Origin of the sequence: Brevibacillus sp. HB1.4B, from assembly GCF_013284285.1 — a bacterium.
Lineage (GTDB): Bacteria > Bacillota > Bacilli > Brevibacillales > Brevibacillaceae > Brevibacillus > Brevibacillus porteri.
The window spans coordinates 178,193-201,216 of the sequence record NZ_JABSUT010000011.1; the positions used below are offsets into that span (position 1 = coordinate 178,193).

The window sequence follows — 23,024 nt, forward strand, 5'->3', positions numbered from 1 at the left end:
ATCCGACAACACTGATTTATATATACCAAAACAAACCCATTTTTTCTAGATATATATGTAATTTTTGTAAAATTATATATCAAACATATATGAACAATGGGACGAGTTTTATTTATGATTTCCAGGAGGGAGAACCGTGTCACAAGCAAATTTGCCGAATATTACTCCAACCATAACACTCACACGTGATGACGCGATTAATATGCTATTGTCCTCTATTGCTATAGAAGAGCTGGCGTTAGGACATGTCATTAACGCGGAAGGGGAAAAGCTTCCATCTATTCTTCGTACGATTCCAGGGGGTACTGGTCTGGCAGGTGGACCTACTGGGGATACCGGAGCTACTGGGGCAACCGGAGTCACTGGGACTACCGGAGCTACTGGGGATACCGGGGCCACCGGGGCCACCGGGGCCACCGGGGCCACCGGGGCCACCGGGGCCACCGGGGCCACCGGGGCCACCGGGGCCACCGGGGCCACCGGGGCCACCGGGGCCACCGGGGCCACCGGGACAGCCGGAGCCACTGGCGCTACAGGGGCTACTGGGACAGCCGGGGCCACTGGCGCTACAGGGGCTACTGGGACAGCCGGAGCCACTGGCGCTACAGGACCACAACTGACCAATAGTGCGCATGTCTATAATTTGACTACGATTATAACAACCTTTGCTAATCAGCCTGTCGCCCTCAGTAACAACGGCGTCATAACGGGAACAGATATTACCCATGTTGCGGGCTCACCTGATATCGTACTGGCAGGTGGCCATACTTACTTTGTCACTCATTCAGTCAATATGACGAATAACACACCTCCTGCCATCTTTCTCACACTGAATGGAGCTCCGGTTCCAGGCTCTGGATATACGACTATTGCGAAAACACCCCTAGCCTCCACCTATTCCGCTATCATAACGACTCCTGCTGGGGCACCCAGTGTCCTTAACCTCGTGGCGGCAATCATCGGAACGGTCTTTTTTGCAGAACCATTCCCTCCCCAAACAGCCAATGTCAGTATTACCGTTATCGAGTTGTTTTGAGAATAGAAGAAGCCACCCATCTTGGGTGGCTCTTTCTCTCTATGCTAAAGGAAAATGACACGCGACCTGCCGATCCTGCCCAACCTCAATGAGCTCGGGAATCTCCTTGCTGCATCTCTCCTGCGCCATTGGACAACGAGGATGAAAACGACAACCTGACGGCGGATTGGCCGGAGATGGTACATCCCCTTGCAGGACGATCCGCTCTTGTCGCCGATGCGGAGTAGGCTTCGGAATCGCCGACAACAATGCCGCCGTATACGGATGCAGTGGCTGTGCAAACAAGTCATCCGTTCGTGCAATCTCCACCATTTTCCCCAAGTACATCACGCCTACCCGATCAGAAATATGGCGTACCACATTCAGACCATGCGCGATAAATAGATAGGTCAGCCCCATCTCTTTTTGTAATTTCATCATCAGGTTCAAAACCTGTGACTGTACGGACACATCCAGTGCAGAAACAGCTTCATCCGCCACAATAAACCGTGGAGAGAGGGCAATCGACCGCGCAATGCCGATCCGTTGCCGCTGTCCGCCGGAAAACTCATGCGGATACCGATTTCTCCTCGAAGGATCGAGTCCCACCAGACTCATCAGCTCGACTACCCGCTCATCCATTTCCTTTGCAGATGCACGCAGATGAACCCGTAACGGCTCTCCAATAATATCACTTACCAAGAATCGCGGATTCAACGAACCAAATGGGTCTTGAAATATAATCTGCATATCCCGTCTCAGCTTCAAATTCTCTTGTCTGTTCACCTCATGGATATTGGTTCCGTCAAACAGCACTTCTCCGCTCGTCGCCCCTTGCAAATTCAGCACAACACGCCCCAACGTCGACTTCCCGCAGCCTGATTCTCCTACGAGACCGAATGTCTCCCCTGGCCGAATTCCGAAAGATACATCGTCTACAGCTTTTACATGACCGATGACACGGCTCAATAGGCCAGCCTTAATCGGAAAATACTTTTTGATTTGTTTTGCTTCGATCAAATATTCCCGGTTCATTGGCGGTTCACCTCTGCTTTGCTTCCAGCGACTGCATTGGCACGCTGATTTATTCTGAAGTGATTGCTGACATCTTCATTCAACCAGCAAGCCACTTGTTGTCCCGTAACAACCTCGCGCAAGATGGGTTCCTCTTTTCGGCATTTGTCGATCGCATGCGGACAACGCGGGTGAAAACGGCAGCCCGTCGGCAATTGGGTAATGCTCGGGATGGTACCTTGGATGGTGTACAATTCTCCGCCGCGCTCCCCTTCAAATCCGGGAATAGATTGTAGCAAGCCGATCGTGTAAGGATGCCGGGGCTCGTCAAATATGCGTTCGACCGTTCCTTCCTCCACAATCGTTCCTGCATACATCACCGCGATACGATCCGCCATCTCTGCTGCTACCCCCATGTCATGGGTGATCAGTAATATTGACATGCCCAATTCCTTTTGCAGCCGTCTGAGCAAATCCAAAATTTGCGCCTGAACCGTTACATCAAGAGCAGTAGTTGGCTCGTCTGCTATCAGCATTTCCGGTTTGCAGGCCAAGGCCATCGCGATGACAACACGCTGGCACATCCCACCAGACATTTCGTGCGGGTACTGTTTCACTCGTACTTCCGGCGCTGGGATCCCAACCAGACGAAGCATCTCGATCGCTTTTTGGAACGCATCTACCTTGCTCATATTTTGATGCAGCATCAAGCTCTCCGCAATTTGATCGCCTACCGTAAACACCGGATTGAGAGCCGACATCGGGTCTTGGAAGATCATCGCGATTTTGTTCCCGCGAATGTGCATCATTTCATCCAAGTCCTTTGCCGCCAGATCCTGACCGTGAAACATGACGTTCCCACTCTGAATAAATCCGCCCGCATAATCAATCAGTCGCATGACCGCAAGTGACGTCACACTTTTTCCACTGCCGGATTCCCCTACCAGGCACACCGTCTGTCCTTTGCCAACGTTGATACTCACTCGATCCGTAGCCTTGACCGTACCGTCATCCGTAAAGAAGCAAGTGGTCAAATTTTTTATTTCGAGGATGTTGCGATCCACTTGTTCAGCCTCCTTTTCGGGTTCTTCTTTTTCTTCCGTGGGTCGAATGCATCGCGGATGCCGTCTCCGACGAAGTTAACCGCTAGCACCACGAGCAAAATACAAAGACCAGGATAAAGTGCTTGCAAAGGATCGACCAGCATGAATTCCTGTGCCTTGCTCAGCATTAACCCCCAGCTTGTTTCAGGCGGTTGAATCCCCAAGCCTAAATAAGAAAGACCTGACTCTGACAGAATGGCCGAGCCAACCATGAGAGTCGCGTACACAATGATGGGAGCCATTGCATTGCGTACCAGGTGGCGCGTAATAATGCCCCAGTGCGAAACGCCGATCGCTCTCGCTGCTTCTACATACTGCATTTCCCGTAGCTGTAGGAACTGCCCGCGCACCAGACGTGCCACACTTGTCCAGCTCGTCAGCGACAAAATCAGGATCATGTAGATAAATTCCGCTCCGAAGAGAGCCAGAACTAGAATGTTAAAGAACAGACTCGGAATGGAGTTCATCACGTCAACGAGACGCATGAAGCATGTATCAATCCAACCGCCGAAATAACCAGAAATCGCTCCAATCAGTGTCCCAATGACAACCGCAGCAAAAGCAACGCTGAAGCCGACCAGCATGGACACCCGGCTGCTATGAATGAGGCGGGACAAAATATCACGACCGAGCTCGTCTGTTCCGAGCACATGCCCTTCTGTTCCAGGAGGCAGATTGGTAATCATAAAATCAACCTTTGCCGGATCATGCGGTGCAACCCAATCGGCAAACACAGCAATCCCAATAAAAAACAACAGTACGATCAGCCCACCAACAGCATATGGATTTCGCATAAACTTTTTGCCCGCTGTTGCAAAGAGCCCAGGAGGTTTTTGACCAACAGGATTCGTCGGGAGATGTCCACCCGGTCGATTCGTTTCAACGACAGTGTCATCTTGAAGCTGTACTTGACTCATGCTGCCCTGCCTCCTTTGCGTCCAAGCTGCACTCGTGGGTCAACCAGTGCGTAGATTAAATCGGCAAGCAGGTTTCCGATAATTACCATCAGGGAAATCAGCAACGTGATCGACATCAACACAGAGTATTCACGCGCAACAGCCATTTCCACAAACAGACGCCCCATGCCTGGCCAGTTAAATACACTCTCTGTCAATGCTGCACCTGCTACCAGAGTCGGCAAATCCAATCCGATGATCGTTACAACAGGAATCAGTGCGTTCCGCAGAGCATGGCGGAAAATAACGCGTCTTTCCTTCATCCCTTTGGCACGTGCCGTCCGAATATAGTCTTGCTCCAAAACCTCTAGCATACTGGCGCGCGTATATTTGACATAGGCTGCAATGTTCACCAGTGTTAACACCGTAACAGGGAGAATCAAGTGCAAAATGAGGTCGCTTACTTGTCCCTCATTCCCCATCGTGTACATGTCAGATAGTGGGAGCAGATTCAGCTGCATCGCGAAATACTGCTGTAGCATAATCCCAAACCAGAAGGTCGGCATCGCGAATCCGAGATAGGCAACGATGGATGCGATCTGGTCAGATAGACCGTATTGCTTTGTGCTGTTGTAGATCCCCCACGGGATGGCGATCAGCATGGAAAGCCCCCACGCTACAGACATGAGCACAAACGTATTCCAAACCGTCGGCCACAAAATATCACCAACAGGAACGTTATTTTTAAAGGTATGGCCCAAATCTCCTTGCAGCAAATTACCGACCCATTTCATGTATTGAATATAGACTGGCTGATCCAACCCCATATTCTTCATTTGGATGAGCTGTGCTTCAGGAGACATTCCCGGTGAGAGCATGACTTTTAACGGTCCTCCGGGTGCTGCATGCATGAGTCCGAACGATACCACTGTGATCAAAAATAAAACAAGCACGGCTTGTAGTACGCGGCGTACTAAATATTCAGTCAATCAGCATCCTCCTTTCGTTTGAAAGGGGAAGGGACATAAGGCTGCCCTTCCCCCTTTTCATTTTGCTAACCGCTACCAGCCGAGCTTATTTTTTAGTATCGTCAATCCACCAGTTCAGGAAGCCAAAGGTCTCCCCATATGGAATCATGGATACTGGTTTAAACTCATCCTTATATTTGACGCGAGAAGTCATGCCTCGTGGCGTTCCGTACTGATACATGAATACGTATGGCAGGTTCGTCGAGATTTCTTTTCCGACTTCTTTATAGATCGCTGCGCGCTCCTCTTTTTTAACCGTGGATACAGCTTTTTCCCAGAGCGCATCCAGCTTCGGATTGTCGTACCAGCCAGCGTTGTTGCCAGGCGGGAATGCCTTTTTCCCGAAAGTAGAAATGCCATCCGGATCTGGGTCAGACAATTGCCATCCGAGTAACAGAACCTGGAATTTACCAGGGTTGGCATACTGATCGACAAGAGCCGAGAAGTCTAATGCTTTTGGCTTCGCTTCAATTCCGATCTCTTTCAGGTTTTGCTGAATAACGACTGCTGCCTGTTCACGACGACTGTTCCCCGAGTTGAAAATGAATTCAAAGGAGAACCGATTGCCGTCTTTGGCAAGGATTCCATCTGACCCGGCTACCCATCCGTCTTCTTTCAGCAATTGTTTTGCTTTCTCTGCACTATATTCGTAATGGACTGCTGCATCGCCCGGGTCTGCCCATGTACCTGGCAGGAACGGTGCATCCATAATTTTTCCGGTTCCTTTCAAGATATTGTCGATAATACCTTGACGATTGATAGCGTGGGCAATGGCCTGACGCGTTTTTTGACCTTCAAACAACCCGTAGTTGTTCGGGAAGTTCTTCTTGTCGAAGTTGAAGGCAAAGTATTCATAGCTAGGACCTGGCTCCGTCGAGATGTTGATCGTTCCTTTCGCCTTCACCGCTTCGAGCTGCGTGACAGGAATGGAATCTACCAAGTCAACGTCACCTTTCATCAGAGCCTGTACTTGTGTGTTTTGATCCGCATAGATTTTGTACACAACCTTTTGGATATGCGGCTTCTTTTCCCCCCAGTAATCTGGGTTAGCATCTAGCACATGGAATTCCTTTTGTTTCCACTCTGACCATTTGTACGGTCCAGAAGTAGGTGTCTTGGCTGGATCTTTTCCGTAAGAATGTGCTTGCAATTCTTTAAACGGTACGTCTTTCAACACGTGGGCTGGTGCCAACTTTTGCATTAATCCAAAAGCAAACGGAGCGTACAATTGAGTCAATTTGATTTCTACGGTGTAATCATCCAGTTTTTTCATCTCTTTAACTTTGTCGTATTTCGTAATTTCTGGTGATCCAGTCTCAGGAGTTTTGATGGCATTAATGGTAAAAATCAAGTCGTCAGCCGTGATTGGCGTTCCATCCGACCATTTCGCATGATTCTTCATCTTGATTGTATAGGTGAGGCCATCTTCGCTTACTTTCGGCAACTCAGCTGCAAGGGACCAAGGGTAAACCGCTAAATCAAAAGCTGGGTTTCGATTGTACAAATACGCCTGGGTGTACTCCATAACGTCGCCAGATGCCGTGTCATTTCCGAAAATCGGATTGATCGTGACGATGTCAGACGTCGTAGAATGCGTGAACGTTCCACCGTCTATTGGCTTCTCATCATCCGTACTGGTCGCCTGAGGAGCCACCTGCTCCACCGGTTTCTTTGTTGGTGCTGGTGTTGCAGTTCCTGGCGAAGCATTGTTCCCGCTTGAGCAACCGACCAACAGCGCGCCGGTTAACGAGAGCAACGCCAACGGCTTCAACCAACCTTTCCCTTTTTTCAAATCATTTCCCCCTCTTTCACATGTTTTTCAAGCCTTTTCCATAATGGGCAATTCATCCCAAGGCCTGTCTTTTTAATATTAAATAATTTTCTGTTATTTGAAAATATTTTCCCTTTAAAATATTTAAAAAAATCAGATGATTTTATATTCTTTTATAAACCTTCATAATAAATCCCCCTTCTAAATGAAGGGGGAGCGTACATGTTTGCTCTACACCGTTTGGAACTGTAACAGTTCACGTACAATGCTTAGCGCCTTGTCGATATCCGCCGTCTCAATACCGGAATGCGTCACCGCTCGAATTCGGCCGTGACCGAGCTCAGCTACGCGCAGCCCATGTGCTTGCGCTGCTTCTATGAAGGTCTGCCACGTATGGATTGGGTGTTCTATCCGGAAGAACACAATATTGGTCTCTACATCTTCCACATGCGTCACGATTCCTGGAATCTCCGCAAGACCACGCACTAAGCGAAGGGCGTTTGCGTGATCGACTGCCAATTGATCCGTCATCTGCTGCAAGGCAACCAGACCTGGCGCTGCAATAATCCCAGCCTGGCGCATACCGCCACCCAGCATTTTGCGAAGACGATACACTTTCTGAATAAAATCTTTTGACCCGACGACAAGGGAACCAATCGGTGCTGACAACCCTTTCGACAAACATATTTGCACGGAATCCGCATAACGCGCAATCTCAGCCGCATCCACGTCAAGAGCAACTGCCGCATTGAACAAACGCGCACCGTCCATATGAACAGGCACAGCCTTTTCGTTTGCAAATGCGCGAACCTCTGCCAAATAAGACAGCGGTAGGACACGTCCCCCCATTCGGTTATGCGGGTTTTCCAAGCAGATCAGGGAGGGCAATGCGAATTGTGGATCTTCTGGCTCCAACGGAAAGACCCGCTCCATATCTGAGATGTCCAGCCTCCCATCTGGCTGCGTCGGAATCGGTTCGTACATAATACCGCCGCACACAGCCGCGCCACCCGCTTCATAGATGTAAATGTCGGTCTCATTGCCTACAATTACTTTGGAACCGCGAGGACAATGCGCCATTAAGGATGCCAGATTGGCCATCGTTCCACTTGGCATGAGAATGGCTGCCTCCTTGCCCAGCTTTTGGGCCGCTTCTTGCTCCAATTGGCGAACCGTAGGATCTTCCCCATACACATCGTCACCGAGTACCGCCTCTTGAATGGCATCCATCATCTGGTTTGTCGGCAAAGTGAATGTATCGCTTCTCAATTCGATCAACGGTTTCATACCCCACTCTCCAATTGCTGACCTACTTGTACCTTTAGGTTGTCATTTACCTGTTGGATCAGCTCAGCGGTCTCGCTGTAATGCTTCCCTTCCACGATGACATAGCCGAGACGATGCGAGAAATTTTGCGGCGGTTGGACGTTTTGACCAATTTTTGCATGAATCGCTACTTCAGCAATCCCCGGCAGGTTGCGAACGGTATCCATTCCATGTATCCTGCTAAAGGTTCCCTGACTCTCAGACACGAGAAAATGAATGCCTGCATATCGTTGCACTTCGACTGTTTGAGACAATTCAGGCGCAAGTCCAGCCGCACACCGAATCTGTTGCAAAAGCAGATCAATCCCTGTTGAACGGCGAACCAGCTCTGGAATCATTCCACCGGCAAGCCTTGCGTTGACCTCGATGACAACACAGCCTGCTGATGTCCACTTCACTTCTGTATGGGCAGCACCGAACTGGTAGTTCACCGCCGCTAACGCCCTTTCCACTGTTCTCTCAATCTCCTTCTTATCTTCTGCCGACAGCGGTGCAGGGAAAATATGCCCTGCTTCCACGAAAAATGGATATCCTGTTAACCGTTTCTGGGTAATCCCGATGACAAAGCATTGCCCTTGCCACGAGAACGTCTCCACGCTAAATTCAGGGCCCTCGACATACTGCTCCAGAAGAACTGTTCGTGCTGTTTCCTGGCCGCGCGCATTGTACGTGATCGCAAGAATTTCCGCTGCCATATGCTCCACTTCATCCCAGCTAAAGCACAGCCGTACGTTATTTGATCCGCTATCATCAGCGGGCTTCACCACGCAGGGCAGGGAAATGAAAGAGCGCGCTTCCATCAATGCCTCCATAGAGCCTATTGCCAAAAATTCAGGCTGAGACACTTGATGCCCCTGAAGCTTCTCGCGAAACATCGCTTTATTTCGGCAGGTCTCAATCGCCTCCAGAGTATTGCCTGTCCAACCGAATTTCCGGGCCAGCTTGGCTACCGATTCGAGGTAATAGTCGCTTGTCGACATGATTCCGGCTATCTCTCTGCCTTCCTTACTCACTTGTGCTACACTGTCAGTCAGCTCTGCTTGGGAATTCGTATCTGTCACGACTACATGACATTCCAACTCATTCAAACCGTGGTAACGTTCAGGCTTCTCTGTGAAAAATACGGGCGTAAACCCCAATTCGCGCGCCTTTTTAATAGCGAGCATACCTGTCCCCGTCGTATTCGCTTCAACGAACAGAAAGTGTTTGTTCATTCGGATACATCCCCATTAATTTAGAATAGGACCAGCTAGTCACGACTGTCTTTGGTTCCACACATTGCGGCGTGTCTGGCAGGTTCGTTTGCATCAGACCTTTGCTCTCACGGTAGGAGTCGCTATAGATCGTATCGACATACCGATCCCCTCGATCCGGCAATATGGCCACGATATTGCACTCACTCCCGACTTGGCTCGCTAACCAATTGGCTACGGCATACACGGAACCCGAGCTGTTGCCAGCAAAAATATGCTCATTACGGGCCAACTGCAGCGTAGCCGCAAATGCCTCCGCATCGTTCAACCAATGAACTTCATCGATCATGGAAAAATCTACATTCTTGGCGACCAAACTGTTTCCCAAGCCACCCTGTAGACGCATAGGCTGATCGGGCTGTCCGAATATCACACTCCCCGCTGCATCAACTGCTACGACGCGCAGCTCCTTATAATGACGCTTCAGCTCTCTGGCGGTCCCGGACAAGGAGCCTCCGCTGCCGACTGCACCAACAAGCACATCAATTCGTTTGAGGTCTTGCATCAACTCGGAGGCCAGCGCAGCATATGCACGCGGATTTTCCGGATTCTCGTATTGTCGAGGCCAGAACGCTCCTGGATACTCCCTCATTAATTCTTGGAGTCGGTCCAGTCTGGCGCTTTGCCACCCTTGTTTTCCCATCTGCGAAACTACGTGAACATGGCAGCCAAGCGAGGTCAACTTGGCATAGGTAATCGGGTCAATTCTCGGATCAGTCACGATGTGTACGTCATGCCCCAATTGGCGCCCAACCAAGGCCAAGCCACACGCCAACGTTCCTGACGAGCTTTCGATAATCGGCATGCCCGCCTGAAGCTCTCCTGACTGTATCGCTGCCAAGACCGATTGCTTGGCTACGCGATCCTTCATGCCGAACGGGTTCATTAACTCGAGCTTTGCATATACAGAACCGACTGCTCCTTCATCAAGCCTCAGCTTGACTAGAGGGGTATCCCCGATAGTATCTGCCAGCTGTTCATACCGCATCTACGCTCACATCCTTCCCTTGCTTGCCAGAAAGAAACCTCTTCATGAACCTCTCCCGCCTTTCTTCGATCGCCTGCAATTGCTCTTGTCGATCCTGCCACTCCCGTTGCAGCTTCTCTGCATGCTCCCTCTGTGCACTCAGCATCTGCTGTACTTCCTCTGGGTTCGTGGAGCCCGTTGATTTCTTCGCGTACAAGCCCCCCTGCACATCGAAGGAAGCAGCGAGGAGCGAAGCCGTATCCGGTACTTGAAAGCCTGCTTCCGCGCAAGCGTTATCGAGTAGCCGTGGATCTCCCGGCTCCGGTGATACACCGTGTTCCAGCGCGCTAACGATGTATCGGCCTGCGATTACCTGTGCTGTGCGATACGGAATCTCATGCTCCAACGTCAGCAAATTCGCAAGAGTAAATCCTCCAAAAAAGTCCCGTTTACATATATGGAGCAAACGATCCTCATTGAATTGCAAATGATCGATCACCGCTTTTAACAGGCGCAACAACGTTTTGGTTTGTTGAAACAACGTCAGAAGATGAGTGCCTGCCTCTTTGGACGTCTCTACCAAATTCGTGAAAGCTGTATTGCGCTGACCTAGCACCATATCCATATAAAATCCGGTTAGATGCGCACTCTTCCCCCGGATACGCTCCAGGATCGGGAAGTTTCTTTTCTGTGGCATGGCAGAAGATATACCTGATAGCTCATCCGGCAATTGGAGGAAGTTCATTTCGCTGCTGCCCCATTGAATCAAATCCGTTGTAAACCGGGAGACCAATACCGAGAAGGTGGACAGCTCTCCTGCCATCCTCAAAACCCATTCCCGAGACGCGACCGCCGACAACGCACTCATTCGAGGCTGTCTGAACCCAAGCAGCTTGGACAACTGTTGACGGTTCCACGGCAGTTCAACTCCAGCCATGGCCCCTGCCCCAAGCGGGCACTGGTTCATGTCGTCATAGATTTGTATCCATCGATTCATGGCTTGCAAAAATTCACCGTTAATAGAGGAAAGATAAAATCCAGGGGTAATCAACTGTGCGGATTGGTAATGCGTATATCCTGGCATGGGAACCGAGCGATATTGAACAGCCAATGTATGCATCGATTGAATAAGCTGTCCCAATTCCCCCATCGTCTCCAGCCATTGCGCACGACCAAACATCACCTGGGCGCACGCTTGAACATCATTGCGGCTGCGATCCATATGCCAACACGGTACTGGTCTCGGGAGTAAACCTTCAATATAACGCTCGAGGGCAAAAGAAATATCAGACATGTTCCGTCCAGGGTCAGGAGCTATTGTTTCTGGTGTAGCACCCTGAAGTGCCTTTGCGATAAGCAAAGCGTCTTGTCGTGTAATCAAGCCCATTCTGACATATTCCAAAAGCATGGCGAATTCAATCTGAATATACCCAGGCAACAAGTAATCGACTTCATATTTGAACTGCGGTTCCAATACTTCATCATGCAAGAGACGGCTTGGTGTCGAAGCAATTCTGCCCGTTAATTTTACACTCATGCAAAAAATACACCTCGCTTCCGACTGAGTAACGATCCAACCAGGAGTTGCACTAAAGAGAGATTCCCCCTGATTTCTGTTCCGCATAATCGTAGTGATGTTCTTTTTTCATTCTCAAGTGTGGGTTCATCAGCATAAGAACCACAATGAGAAGTCCCGCTCCGCCAATGATTCCAAATATCGTAAAGATGGAAACAAGACCAGTAGTCAGACCTACCAGGAATACGGAGACTGGCATGGCGCACATAACCATTACACTGATCAAGCTCGATGCTCTTCCCAAGACTTCCTTAGGCACCATCAAGGTAATCAACGTGCTCATTTTGATATTGACGAATGCCGAGCCTATCCCATTCACGAATACACATATGACTTGCCATACAAGTGGAATACCAAACGCAAACATTCCGATTCCGATACTGAACAGACTAATGCCGCAGCAAATGTAAATAATCGCATCATATCGATTCAAATAATTAATACATAGCGACCCAAGCATAATCCCGATAAAAAAACTAATCTCGAGCATGGCTAATTCGGTAACATTGGTAACGACCAGTGGCAGCAAGATCGCTTCTGGAGCCGTCAAAAAATTGAGGATGGTGAAATAAATCATGCAGTTTCGCAAAAAATCATGCTTCGTAATCGCATGGATTCCATCCTTCAAATCCGTCATGATCATTCTTGCTGTAAACTCACTGACAGATGAAATGACAAGCTCCTTCTCGTTTATCCATAAAATAATCAGTGCACCTAACATATAGGTGACGACATTCAAAATAAAAGCATATTCCATTCCAAACGCGATCAACCCCGCTGCCAATGCCGGAGCCGCCAAACTGACAATCGTTTGAATCATCTGCGATAAACTTTGGGCTTGCGTCATATGTTGTTCGGGAACCAACGTCCGTATCGCTACCGTGAGTGCTGGCCTGAAGAAGGCACTAACCGTAGTCAGCAAAACGGCAATGATGATCAGTACAGCAGGATGCAGCATGTTAAACAAGAACAACAGGACGATGCATAAAATGAGCGCAGCTCTCAATATATGCGAAACGACCATGATCCTCTTTTTATTTCCTCGATCAACAAAAACGCCCGCGAACAATCCGAATATGATCAATGGGATGGTCTCCGCTGCCAATAAAATCGCCATTAACAAAGGACTTTCCGTCAAAACCTTCATTAGCCAAATAAGCGCTAATCGATATACTCCATCTCCCATGTTCGAGACAAATTGCGAAAAGATTAAATAGCGATAACTTTTCAAACCAAGCAACGCCCGAAAAGATACCTTTTCATTAACGCTTACTGGCTGTTCCATCTCGATAATCCACTCCCAATACGAACGAAATCAATTTTTGGGGAAGATGACTTCCGAGCATGCCAGAAGCCATCTCTTGGATCTGATCCTCTAGGTGTGGTACACATGCACTTCTTTATTCAGTTCACTTAACCATCTATACCCCAGTTCCAGCTTTTGATAGAAATCAGGTTCTTCTTTCAACAATAAAATACCGAGGCTGGTCCCACTATGTGCCACAACAGTACCTAACCCGCCAATTTTCTCGTTGATCTCCATGACTTCCGGCAATAATTTTTTGGGCAGAATCTTTTGATTCAAGATCGCACTTCGGGAAGAGACGGCACCTATCATGTGGACATCTCTTTCTCTGATTGCTTTCGTGATTTTTTGTAACAACACGCTGTACTCCATCTTGTCTTCTTGGGTATAGGGCTTTGTTCGCTTATTGAACTCAACGGTATCGATGGTTCCTCCCTCATCAATACTTAAAATGCATAATGCCGGCAGTTCCCCGATGTATTCTCGCAATCTGACTTCTTTATGGTAGTAAGAAACCGCCCCCTCATACATAACGCCATCCGTCGGCTCAATACTCGACAAAAACCACTCTAGTAAGGAAGGCTCAATGCTTATATCGAAACAATTTCCAACCGCTCTGGAGGCAGCCACCAAATCTGCTGATGAGCTTGCCAAGCCTTTTCCAACCGGAAGTTCTGAGTTGATCTCTAAAATTCCACCTGCCGGCAATCCATAGTGCTGAATGATTTTTTCCGCCAACCTTTTTGATTTTTGCTTGGAGCGTGGCACGATGATGATCTCCTGTAAGGTTGGAATCGAATAAAAAGTAGCGTAGGATGCATTTTTGATAGGTAAAGTCACCAGAAAATCCAGATTATTTTCCTCTAGAATCCCCTGCAGTAGTTCCCCAAAAGTACCGATAGATACACCGATTCCTACGTCATTCGTATTAGGAAAACGACTAATGGAACTAGTCTTAATCATGCTCATAGTGGCCCCCCCGTTTACACGAATATGATTTACATGATGATCGCTTCCGCAGGACGATAGCGCTTCATGAAGTAATCGAAAAATTCAATTTTGTTGAATTGACTTTTATTTGTACTAACAAAGACCCCCATTTGTTTTTCTGGCAGGAACCACATAAAGGAGTTAAAGCCTATGACCTCGCCTGCCTTCGCCAAAATATTCTCATGTACGTATTCTGGGTGGAATTTTACCGTAAATCCATACCCTGTATTTGCCCCTGTTGGATGAGGTACTGATTTACTGGAGAACATTTTGTCTATCGAATCCGCCTCTAAAATTGATCCTTTGCCATCAGCGCCTCCACGTAAGAGAGCCAGCATGAATGTGGCGATATCGTGCCCCGTGGAGAGCATGCTGCCGTCTGGTGAGATTGCAGGGCTGAAATCGTACTTTTGTACGGCCTGATTTTCCAGATCATAGCCTGTGGCCATCTTCGCCTCTAATTCTGGTTGTAGTAGAAAACTGCTGTCTGTCATTTCGAGAGGCGTAAAGAAGTGCTCTCTTACATAGCGATCAAAGGAAACTCCCGTCACTCTTTCCACCAGATACCCCGCCAGCATAAAGGCAAAATTCTCATTCTCATATTGTTCGCCAGGCTTGTAAATCACGGTTGGCATATAGCGGTGAATATACTCTCGTAACGTTAGGGAGTCACGCCCGCCAAAATGATAGCTTTGATCATTTCCCGCGTCTGGCGAGTCAAACCCTGTTGTGTAACTGAGTAAATGTTCTACCGTTAGTGGGCCCTCAACCCTTCTCGGTATTTCCATATCGAGGTATTGCTGAACATCCTCGTTCCATCCAATCAGACCTTGCTCCACTAGCTTCAAAATGGCAGCGACTGTTACGAGTTTGGAAATCGAACCTACCTTGACTACGGTTTCATCTGCACTCATGGGCACTTTCTCTGATAGATTGGCGTAACCGTAAGCCTTCTTTACTTTCACTTGACTGTGTTGGACTACCACCGCAATTGCGCCAGGAAGATCACTCATCGTAGAAGAGTCGAAAAATCCGTCTATCACTGCTTCGAAGTCCACCCATTCTCCAGCGATTTCGTGGTCAGGATTGTTGCGCAATTTCATCATGCAGTGTTGGAGGACTTCCCTAAGACTATCCTGAAGGCATGCAGTAAGTCGTTCGATGGTTTCCGTTTTATACTGTGCCTCGCTGTAAGCTACCATAAAGTGAAAGCTTCCATTCAACACCACGCACTCAATGTCAATCTTGCATTCCCGGAACTGCTCTAGACTCATTGATTCTCCGCCTGAGAATGTGGACAATTGAATGTCGTCATCCTTTTCTTTTCGATCCATATCAAATTGTCCCAAATAATTAAAACTGACTTCAGGATGTACATTCATGGTGGTGTTTGGCGATTTTGCAGACAAATATTTCAATATACCGTAGTGAATCCCTTTATGTGGTATTCTTCGTACATCTTTTTTGATTTTAGGAATGATAGCTGACGGATTCATTTCGTTCCCGACATCTACCATCACTGGATATTCACTCGTGAACCATCCCACTGTGCGGTTAATGTTCAGATCTGGTAAAATCGATTCCCTACCATGCCCTTCCATATTCAAGACGACGCGATCGATATTTGCCCATTTTTTAAAGCCCATTCCAATAGCAGCCAACAAAAGTTCATCGATTTCCGTCTGATAGGCGCGATTGGCTTGTTTTAGCAATTCCTCGGTTTGCTGCTGATCCATCATGACCGTTTTCGTCCTGGTTGTTTTCCGAAGCGGTTTTTGCTCATCGTAATCGGTTGGCAACGATTGAGTGTCCCTTTCCTCGATTCGATTCCAATATTCACGCTCTTGCTCGAGCCTTTCGCTATTGGCATACTCGTTCAATTGTTGCGCCCATAATTGGAAGGAATCACTTTTTAAAGGGAAACGAATCTCTTCATTACGGAGGAGCTGCCCATAAGCTGTTTTGAAATCGTCGATTAAAATGCGCCATGATACCCCGTCTACGACTAAATGATGAACAGCAATAAGCAAGTGATCGCCATCCGAGCATTGGAATAACCCTAGCCTCATTAATGGGCCATCAAAAATGTTAAGCCTCGATTGAATTTCACTGCATTTCAAGTCCATCGCTTGTTCGATCTCAGACCCATTCTTGTTTTGATAGTCCCAAATCTCCAGACGATACATGTCGCTAGTGTTGACGCCTCGATTATTAGCCTCATAACCTGTCTCTGTTTGGCGGAAAATCATTCGCAGTGCATCATGGTGCTGTACGAGCTTATCGACGACTTTGCGAACTATCTCCTCGTCAAACCGCTCTTTGCGGTACAACACAAAAGATTGGTTATAGTGATGGAGATGCTGACTGTGTTCTTGTATCAACCAATGCTGAATCGGGGTCAGTGGTACAACGCCTTCCACATCCTTTTGGTCAATTTTCCTATTCATCAGTTTCAGTTTTGTACTCAGTTCTGCGATCGTTGGATATTTGAAAAGATCTCGAATCTCCATCTTGTATCCCAAAGCTGCTAATTGCGATGAAACTTGAATCGATTTGATAGAGTCGCCACCAAGTTCAAAGAAATGATCCAAAGTCCCAATCTTTTTCTCATGTAAAACGTCTTGCCACACAGCTACCAATATCTTCTCGTTGTCCGTTTGGGGCTCCACATATTCCATTTCACTCTGCAAGACGATGTTGATATCCACTAACGCTTTTCGATCAATCTTTCCATTCGGCGTTACTGGTATTTCATCTAGCTGAACAAAATGGGCTGGGACCATAAATGCCGGTAACGACTTCCGCAGCGACTCTCTCAATACGTTCGATTCCACAGCTTTTACAGCTACAAAGAATGCAACCAGCCTTTTTTGACCGGATTCATCCGCTCTTGCGATAACGACCGCGTCGCGAATATCGCCCATTTTTCGTAATTCTGCTTCGATTTCTTCTAATTCGATTCGATTCCCACGTATTTTTACCTGATTATCCAATCGCCTTAAAAATTCAATATCTCCGCTGGGGAGCCATCGAGCCATATCCCCTGTCTTATACATGCTTTCACCGATACAAAACGGATTGGGAACGAATTTTTCATTTGTCAAATCTGGCCGCTTGAAATATCCTTTTCCTACTCCCAAGCCTCCAATATACAGTTCTCCTGGGACACCCACAGGCTGCACATGAAGATTGGCGTCCAGAATATACATCTTCACCCCTGGCAAAGGCTTGCCAATCGGCAAAAATTTGTAATCTTGCTGTTTATCTCTTTCATAATAGGAGGAATCAATGGTAGCCTCCGTCACTCCATAGCTGTTTAAGATTCTCATTGTGCTTCCGTATCGATCGACAAGCTTGTGAAAGGCATGTAACGGGCATTGATCCGAGCCAAGAATCAATATTTTCATGAAGTCTATGTTGAGCCCATTTTCATAGAGATAGTCCATGAAAGGAATCACAAGGACGGGAGTCGATTCAAACAGATTAATCTCATGCTTTTCCATCAGGTAGTAAAGGCGCTCCAAATCCACTCTCGCATCTTTTGGGCAAATAACCAGTTTCCCACCGTTTAACAGGCATCTCATATAATCACCCGTAAACACATCAAAAGAAAAACTTGCCCATTGCAAACTTCTGACGGGGAATTCATCCAGCTTGTATTCTTGTTTCCATGCCTGCGCAAGCGAATGAAGCTGTCGGTGTTCAATCATGACTCCCTTTGGCGTTCCCGTAGTGCCTGATGTATAAATCACATAAGCAAGCTGATCAAACTGAACAGGTAACCCGAGATTCGTATTCTCCTGATGATAGGACTCCTCATCGTCAAGCAGGATCATTTTTTTGTCAGTATTCACTTTGTTGCGTACCGACTGATGCAACAGCAAAACTTCTGCTCCCGAATGTTCCAGCATGTACCGTATGCGCTCTTCCGGATAATCAGGGTCAATGGGGACGTAGGCTCCACCCGCTTTCACAATCGCCAATACGCCAACGATCATCTCTATGGACCGTTCTGCGATGATCCCCACCATTTGATTTGCATGGACGCCCGCAGCTACCAATGTCCGCGCCAGCTGATTCACCCGTTTATTCAGTTCTGAATAAGACAGTTCTTGCTCTTCAAAAGCGAGAGCAATGCGATCCGGGGTTTTCTCTGTTTGCTCCTCGAATAGCTCGATGATTGTTTTATGCTCATCCCCATTGGTAAAAGAAACTTCCTTATAGGCAGAGATCATTGCCTGTTTTTCTTCCACTGACAACAATTCGATATGCTTGAAATGGATATCTGGTTGATTGGCTACCTGTTCGATGATGTTGCCCAAATATTTGAGCATCCGTTGAACCGTTTCTGGCTTAAATAAATCCGTGCGATATTCGACAGTCAAACCCGCTCCATTTTCTAGGTCCATGCATACGAGCGATAAATCGAAATTCGTCATGGAGTTATAGGATTCAACAGCTGTCATTTCCAAGCCATTTATTTCATTTTCCTCTTCCGTTTTTTCAATATATTGGAACATGAAAGAAAAAATAGGATTGCGGCTAACATCTCTTTCCGGATTAATTTTTTCGACCAATTTATCGAATGGATACTCATGATGCATGTAAGACTCCAGTGCTTGCTGGCGCCAAACGTGTAACGCCTCGATGAAGGTATGCTCCTGATTGACTTCTAGTCTCAACGGGAGTGTGTTAATAAAAAATCCAATGACCTGTTCAATATCCATGTGGTTCCGACCAGCCTCCGGAGTACCGATGATGATATCCTGTTGATTGGTTAGCTTGGACAGCCAAATGCCTATCGTTGATAAAATCACCATAAACATGGAGGCATCATGTTGCTGAGCAATCTCTTTCATGCGGCTAAACGCTTTTTCCGGAATTTGATAAGATTCCGTTGCCGAAAAATACGTTTGTGCAGGCTGTCGCTGGAAATCTGTCGGCAAGTCCAATACTGGGATCTCTTTTTCGAATGTCTTCAGCCAATACGCTTCTGATTCTGCCAGCTCTCCATGATGAATCGACTGATTTTGCCAGACTGCATAATCTTTATACTGGATGCTCAACTCCGGCAATTCGAGGTCTATCCCTTGATGCAAGGATTCGTAGATGGTGCCTAAATCCTTCATCAATATCCCCCACGACCATTGATCACTGATCATGTGATGCATGTTCATTAACAATACGTATTTTTCTTCCGCAGCCTTGCATAACTTCACCCGAAACAATGTATCCCTGTCAAAATCAAAGCTGGTTTCCGTCTCTTTTTGGATAATCAGATCAATCGCTTCTTGCTTCGACGCTTCTGACTCCTTGGAAAGATCGACAAATGCATAGGTGAAGTCATTGCTCGGCAGCACCTGTTGAACGGGGCGTCCGTCTCTTAACAGGAACTTTGTTCGCAGCACTTCATGTCTTTTCACGAGCAACCCGAATGCCTGATGCAGGACACGCTCCTTCAATGGTCCCGTGATATGGTAGATCGTCGGCATATTATAAGCCGTATTCTCAGGCTCTAGCTGCTGAATGAAAAACAGTCTCCTCTGCGCATGTGACACCGGGTAATACGCTTGCTCTGTTGCCTTGGGGATCGTTGATCGATCATGTTGCGTATGGAGCTCACCTGTGGACAGCGCTTCCTCGTGATGAAACAGGGAGGATAACTCCCGAATGGTTCGATGCTCGAATAAGTCCTTGATGGTAATTTCTATGCCCATCTCTCTTTTCATGCGCAAGCGAACCTGAATCGTTTTCATAGAATGCCCGCCAAGCTGGAAAAAGTCATCGTCGATCCCGATGTCCTCTATGTTTAGCACGGTACGCCAGATAGCTGCCAAGCTTCGTTCCAGATCGTTACGAGGAGCGACGAATGCTTCAGACTTCTTTTGAATCACGTCTGTCTCTGGCAATGCTTTTTTGTCTACTTTTCCGTTGCGATTCAGTGGCATTGCATCCAGAATGACGATTCGCTCCGGAACCATATACTCCGGCAAGATCGTTCTGAGATAGGCTTGCAGCTCATGCTCGCTCTGCTGTTCATGTGTGACCACATAGCAAACAATTCCGTTCTGCCCATTTTCATCTTCCCGTGCAACCGCTACACACTGTCTCACCAGCGTGTGACGTAAAAGGGCATTTTCTATCTCGCCGAGCTCTATGCGATGTCCGCGTACCTTCACCTGAAAATCAGCACGCGTAACAAATACGAGTCTCCCATTTGACAAATAACGTCCCAAATCGCCTGTTTTATATAGCCGTTCTTTTCTACCCTGCAAAAATGGATTTTCTGAAAATGCTAGCTCAGTGCGTTCAGCATCATGGAGATACCCCCGCCCTACGCCAGTTCCAGAAATGTAGATTTCCCCGACACAACCAACCGGAACGGAGCGCATCCATTTGTCCAGCACATAGTGCTTCATATTGGCGATCGAGCTTCCCAAGGCCACATAAGGATAATCATCATGCGCATACGAACGATCAATGATTTCATGCATCGTATCATCTGAGCACTCCGTAGCTCCATACGTGTTCACTACAATCACATCGGGATACAGGCTTTGCCACTTTTGGCACAGGGTTACTGGCAATCCTTCACCAGTAGAAATCATATATTGCAATTGAGGTAACACATGCTGTTCCGGTGGAAGAGTCAGTGCAGCATTGTGCAATGCTTCTATCATCGCTGGGACCAGCTGAATTACGGTGACACCATCTCGATTCAAGGCTTGGAGCAATGCATCCGGATCAGTAGCCGTCTCGTTGTCGTAAATCACTAGCTTACCCCCTGCCATCAAGGGAGCCAGGAATTGCCACACCGATATATCAAAGCAATGAGAAGCATTCTGCGCTACGATGCTATCTTCATTCAGTCCAAGGACATCCATTTTGGCGTAAAGATGATTCAGCATGCCGCTATGCTCGATCATTGCCCCTTTTGGCATACCAGTGGAGCCTGAGGTAAAAAAGACGTTTGCCAAATCATCATGCGCATGGATGATCTCTGGATTCGATGTATCCGACGCTTGCAAGGAAGAAATGTCCGAGCTTGTCCCGTCCCCTTTGTTCAGGCAAAACACAACTGGCTTGTGCTCCAATCTGTCTGCCAAGGCCATGCTACGCGATTGGAAACGCGCCTCGGTCAGTAAAACCTTCGCCTTGCTGTTATCAAGAATCGTAAGGAGTCGTTGATCGGGATGGGCTGTATCAAGCGGGACATAGGCCCCTCCTGCTTTCAGTACAGCCAGAATACCAAGCAGCATGTCGACGCTTCTCTCAGCAAATAGGCAAGCAAGATCATTTCGGCCAAATCCTTGTCTTCGCAACCAATGCGCCAATCGGTTCGAATCCTCATTCAATTCCCGGTAGGTGATGGATTGCTTCCCATCGATAGCAGCAACAGCGTCAGGATTGCGCTTGACCTGCTCTTCTATGATTTGGTGCGCAAATTGCTCCATACTGCGATTCGACTCCGCGAAATTGCCCATCACCTTCGTCATGATCTCTTGTTCTTCATCCGTCACGATGTTCAGATCGCTGATGTTCCTGTTTGCCTCTGAGCAAATCTGCTCGAGCATATGGATGTAATGGGACTGCAATCGTTCCAGATCGCTCGTAGAGGACGCATTCATATGGAAAATTTGAATTTTCATGAGCTGCCCGACCGTCACCACTATCTCCACTGTTTCGAGGCCGCCACGATAAAGCATGGCAGATTCCTGGTGATCTTCTGCACCATTCCGTATCGTCAATGTCGTTCCAAATATAAGATCAGTTTCTCGGATGCCTGCATAGTTACGGACCATGTCTAGTGTGGCCATATCATTTTGCTGTAGTTGTTCCCAGCTTTCCTCGACATCCTTTACGACATCACGCACTTTTTGATTCGCATGCACGGTCTGGAAAACAGGTAAGCTGTGAGCCAGTGGCCCAATAATGGTATTCGCCTCTTTCCATGTTTCCGGTCTGCCAGAGACGGTAACCCCAATGACCAGCTTGTCCTCGCCACTGTACATATTCTCCAAGAGGAGCCAAGCAGCCTGAAAGATGGCCTCTATGGATACTCGCTGCTCGAATGCCATCCTTCTGATGGACGTGGTTACCGCTTCGGAAAGAACAGCGTTGCAGGTGATCGGATGGCTCGCATCCTTCTGTGCCCCTTGTACTGGATAAAACACATTCTCGCTTTCATAGCCTTGGAATTGATCTGCCCAAAAGCTTTTGACTTTGGAGCCATCTTGGCTTGACTCCCAAGCAACATACTCTTTGAATGAGGCCCGCTGGTCGGCAGATGGCTGATTACCCCGTACCCGTTTCAGCCATTCCGCTACAAGAAGCTCGCGACTGGCATCGTCCATACTTAATGCATGATGAGTCCAGATGAGGACGGATTGATTGGCGTCCATCTGCAAAATCGATACCCGGATCAATGGCCCCTCCTCATACGGAATGGGCTCCTGATGGGCTGTAAGTGTAGAGAGATAGACTTGCTCTTGCTGTTCAGGAGATAATTCCCGTACATCGTGCCAGTCAATAGGAATGGGTAGCTCCTTCAATACGACTTGTACATGTTTATTTTTAAGCTGGCGGAAAACTGTTCGCATCACCGGCGTCTGGCTAATTAATTCCTTCCACGTTTCTTGAATGCGTTCCAGTTCGAGACGGTGCTCGATGAGATAGCGCATGGTTGTCATCTTGTCAGGACGTAATAATTGCTTTTGCACCATGGAAAGCTCTATGACTTCCAGTACGTTCTCTTTTGTTAAATGCTTCAAGCCAGTGC

Annotated in this window: 13 protein-coding genes; 1 reads left to right on the forward strand and 12 read right to left on the reverse strand. The window is 47.7% G+C overall.

Annotated elements, in window-relative coordinates; translation table 11 throughout:
• Positions 1 to 136: 136 nt before the first annotated feature.
• Positions 137 to 1,036 (forward strand): alpha-helical endospore appendage domain-containing protein, encoded by a 900-nt coding sequence (locus tag HP398_RS30730; protein ID WP_217368856.1) that lies wholly within the window; start codon positions 137 to 139, stop codon positions 1,034 to 1,036.
• A gap of 39 nt (positions 1,037 to 1,075) precedes the next feature.
• Here HP398_RS30730 and HP398_RS24400 read toward each other — a convergent pair whose 3' ends face one another.
• The 12 genes from HP398_RS24400 to HP398_RS24455 all read right to left on the reverse strand — a co-directional run bounded on the left by HP398_RS24400 (position 1,076) and on the right by HP398_RS24455 (position 23,016).
• Entirely contained in the window at positions 1,076 to 2,050 is a 975-nt protein-coding gene (locus tag HP398_RS24400; RefSeq protein WP_069851634.1) for an ABC transporter ATP-binding protein, read from the reverse strand.
• Complete coding sequence (locus tag HP398_RS24405) at positions 2,047 to 3,093, reverse strand: ABC transporter ATP-binding protein (protein ID WP_173623890.1); 1,047 nt, start codon at positions 3,091 to 3,093, stop codon at positions 2,047 to 2,049. Before HP398_RS24405 ends, HP398_RS24400 begins: the two co-directional genes overlap by 4 nt.
• Complete coding sequence (locus tag HP398_RS24410; protein ID WP_173623891.1) at positions 3,069 to 4,049, reverse strand: ABC transporter permease; 981 nt, start codon at positions 4,047 to 4,049, stop codon at positions 3,069 to 3,071. The genes HP398_RS24405 and HP398_RS24410 overlap by 25 nt, the downstream gene beginning before the upstream one ends.
• The gene (locus HP398_RS24415) at positions 4,046 to 5,017 is read right to left on the reverse strand and encodes an ABC transporter permease (RefSeq protein ID WP_017251715.1); all 972 of its coding nucleotides are present in this window, start codon (positions 5,015 to 5,017) and stop codon (positions 4,046 to 4,048) included. Before HP398_RS24415 ends, HP398_RS24410 begins: the two co-directional genes overlap by 4 nt.
• Before the next feature lie 85 nt (positions 5,018 to 5,102).
• Positions 5,103 to 6,848 (reverse strand): peptide-binding protein, encoded by a 1,746-nt coding sequence (locus HP398_RS24420; protein ID WP_017251714.1) that lies wholly within the window; start codon positions 6,846 to 6,848, stop codon positions 5,103 to 5,105.
• 210 nt (positions 6,849 to 7,058) lie between these two features.
• A complete protein-coding gene (gene ltaE / locus HP398_RS24425; RefSeq protein ID WP_173623892.1) occupies positions 7,059 to 8,114 on the reverse strand; it encodes a low-specificity L-threonine aldolase in 1,056 nt (351 codons plus the stop codon).
• Positions 8,111 to 9,367, reverse strand: a complete 1,257-nt coding sequence (locus tag HP398_RS24430; protein ID WP_173623893.1) for an ATP-grasp domain-containing protein — start codon at positions 9,365 to 9,367, stop codon at positions 8,111 to 8,113. The genes ltaE and HP398_RS24430 overlap by 4 nt, the downstream gene beginning before the upstream one ends.
• Complete coding sequence (locus HP398_RS24435) at positions 9,342 to 10,394, reverse strand: PLP-dependent cysteine synthase family protein (protein WP_173623894.1); 1,053 nt, start codon at positions 10,392 to 10,394, stop codon at positions 9,342 to 9,344. Before HP398_RS24435 ends, HP398_RS24430 begins: the two co-directional genes overlap by 26 nt.
• Complete coding sequence (locus tag HP398_RS24440; protein ID WP_173623895.1) at positions 10,384 to 11,910, reverse strand: argininosuccinate lyase; 1,527 nt, start codon at positions 11,908 to 11,910, stop codon at positions 10,384 to 10,386. The genes HP398_RS24435 and HP398_RS24440 overlap by 11 nt, the downstream gene beginning before the upstream one ends.
• Positions 11,911 to 11,962: 52 nt before the next feature.
• Entirely contained in the window at positions 11,963 to 13,234 is a 1,272-nt protein-coding gene (locus HP398_RS24445; RefSeq protein WP_173623896.1) for an MFS transporter, read from the reverse strand.
• A gap of 90 nt (positions 13,235 to 13,324) precedes the next feature.
• Positions 13,325 to 14,224, reverse strand: a complete 900-nt coding sequence (locus tag HP398_RS24450) for a GHMP family kinase ATP-binding protein (protein ID WP_069851614.1) — start codon at positions 14,222 to 14,224, stop codon at positions 13,325 to 13,327.
• Between the two features lie 29 nt (positions 14,225 to 14,253).
• A complete protein-coding gene (locus tag HP398_RS24455; RefSeq protein WP_173623897.1) occupies positions 14,254 to 23,016 on the reverse strand; it encodes a non-ribosomal peptide synthetase in 8,763 nt (2,920 codons plus the stop codon).
• Between the last annotated feature and the right edge of the window lie 8 nt (positions 23,017 to 23,024).

What these genes read in the sequence shown, in the direction of transcription:
- HP398_RS24400 (WP_069851634.1), bottom strand. Translation starts at nt 2,050, where the DNA reads ATGAACCGGGAATATTTGATCGAAGCAAAACAAATCAAAAAGTATTTT.
- HP398_RS24410 (WP_173623891.1), bottom strand. Translation starts at nt 4,049, where the DNA reads ATGAGTCAAGTACAGCTTCAAGATGACACTGTCGTTGAAACGAATCGA.
- ltaE (WP_173623892.1), bottom strand. Translation starts at nt 8,114, where the DNA reads ATGAAACCGTTGATCGAATTGAGAAGCGATACATTCACTTTGCCGACA.
- HP398_RS24430 (WP_173623893.1), bottom strand. Translation starts at nt 9,367, where the DNA reads ATGAACAAACACTTTCTGTTCGTTGAAGCGAATACGACGGGGACAGGT.
- HP398_RS24435 (WP_173623894.1), bottom strand. Translation starts at nt 10,394, where the DNA reads ATGCGGTATGAACAGCTGGCAGATACTATCGGGGATACCCCTCTAGTC.
- HP398_RS24440 (WP_173623895.1), bottom strand. Translation starts at nt 11,910, where the DNA reads ATGAGTGTAAAATTAACGGGCAGAATTGCTTCGACACCAAGCCGTCTC.
- HP398_RS24445 (WP_173623896.1), bottom strand. Translation starts at nt 13,234, where the DNA reads ATGGAACAGCCAGTAAGCGTTAATGAAAAGGTATCTTTTCGGGCGTTG.
- HP398_RS24450 (WP_069851614.1), bottom strand. Translation starts at nt 14,224, where the DNA reads ATGAGCATGATTAAGACTAGTTCCATTAGTCGTTTTCCTAATACGAAT.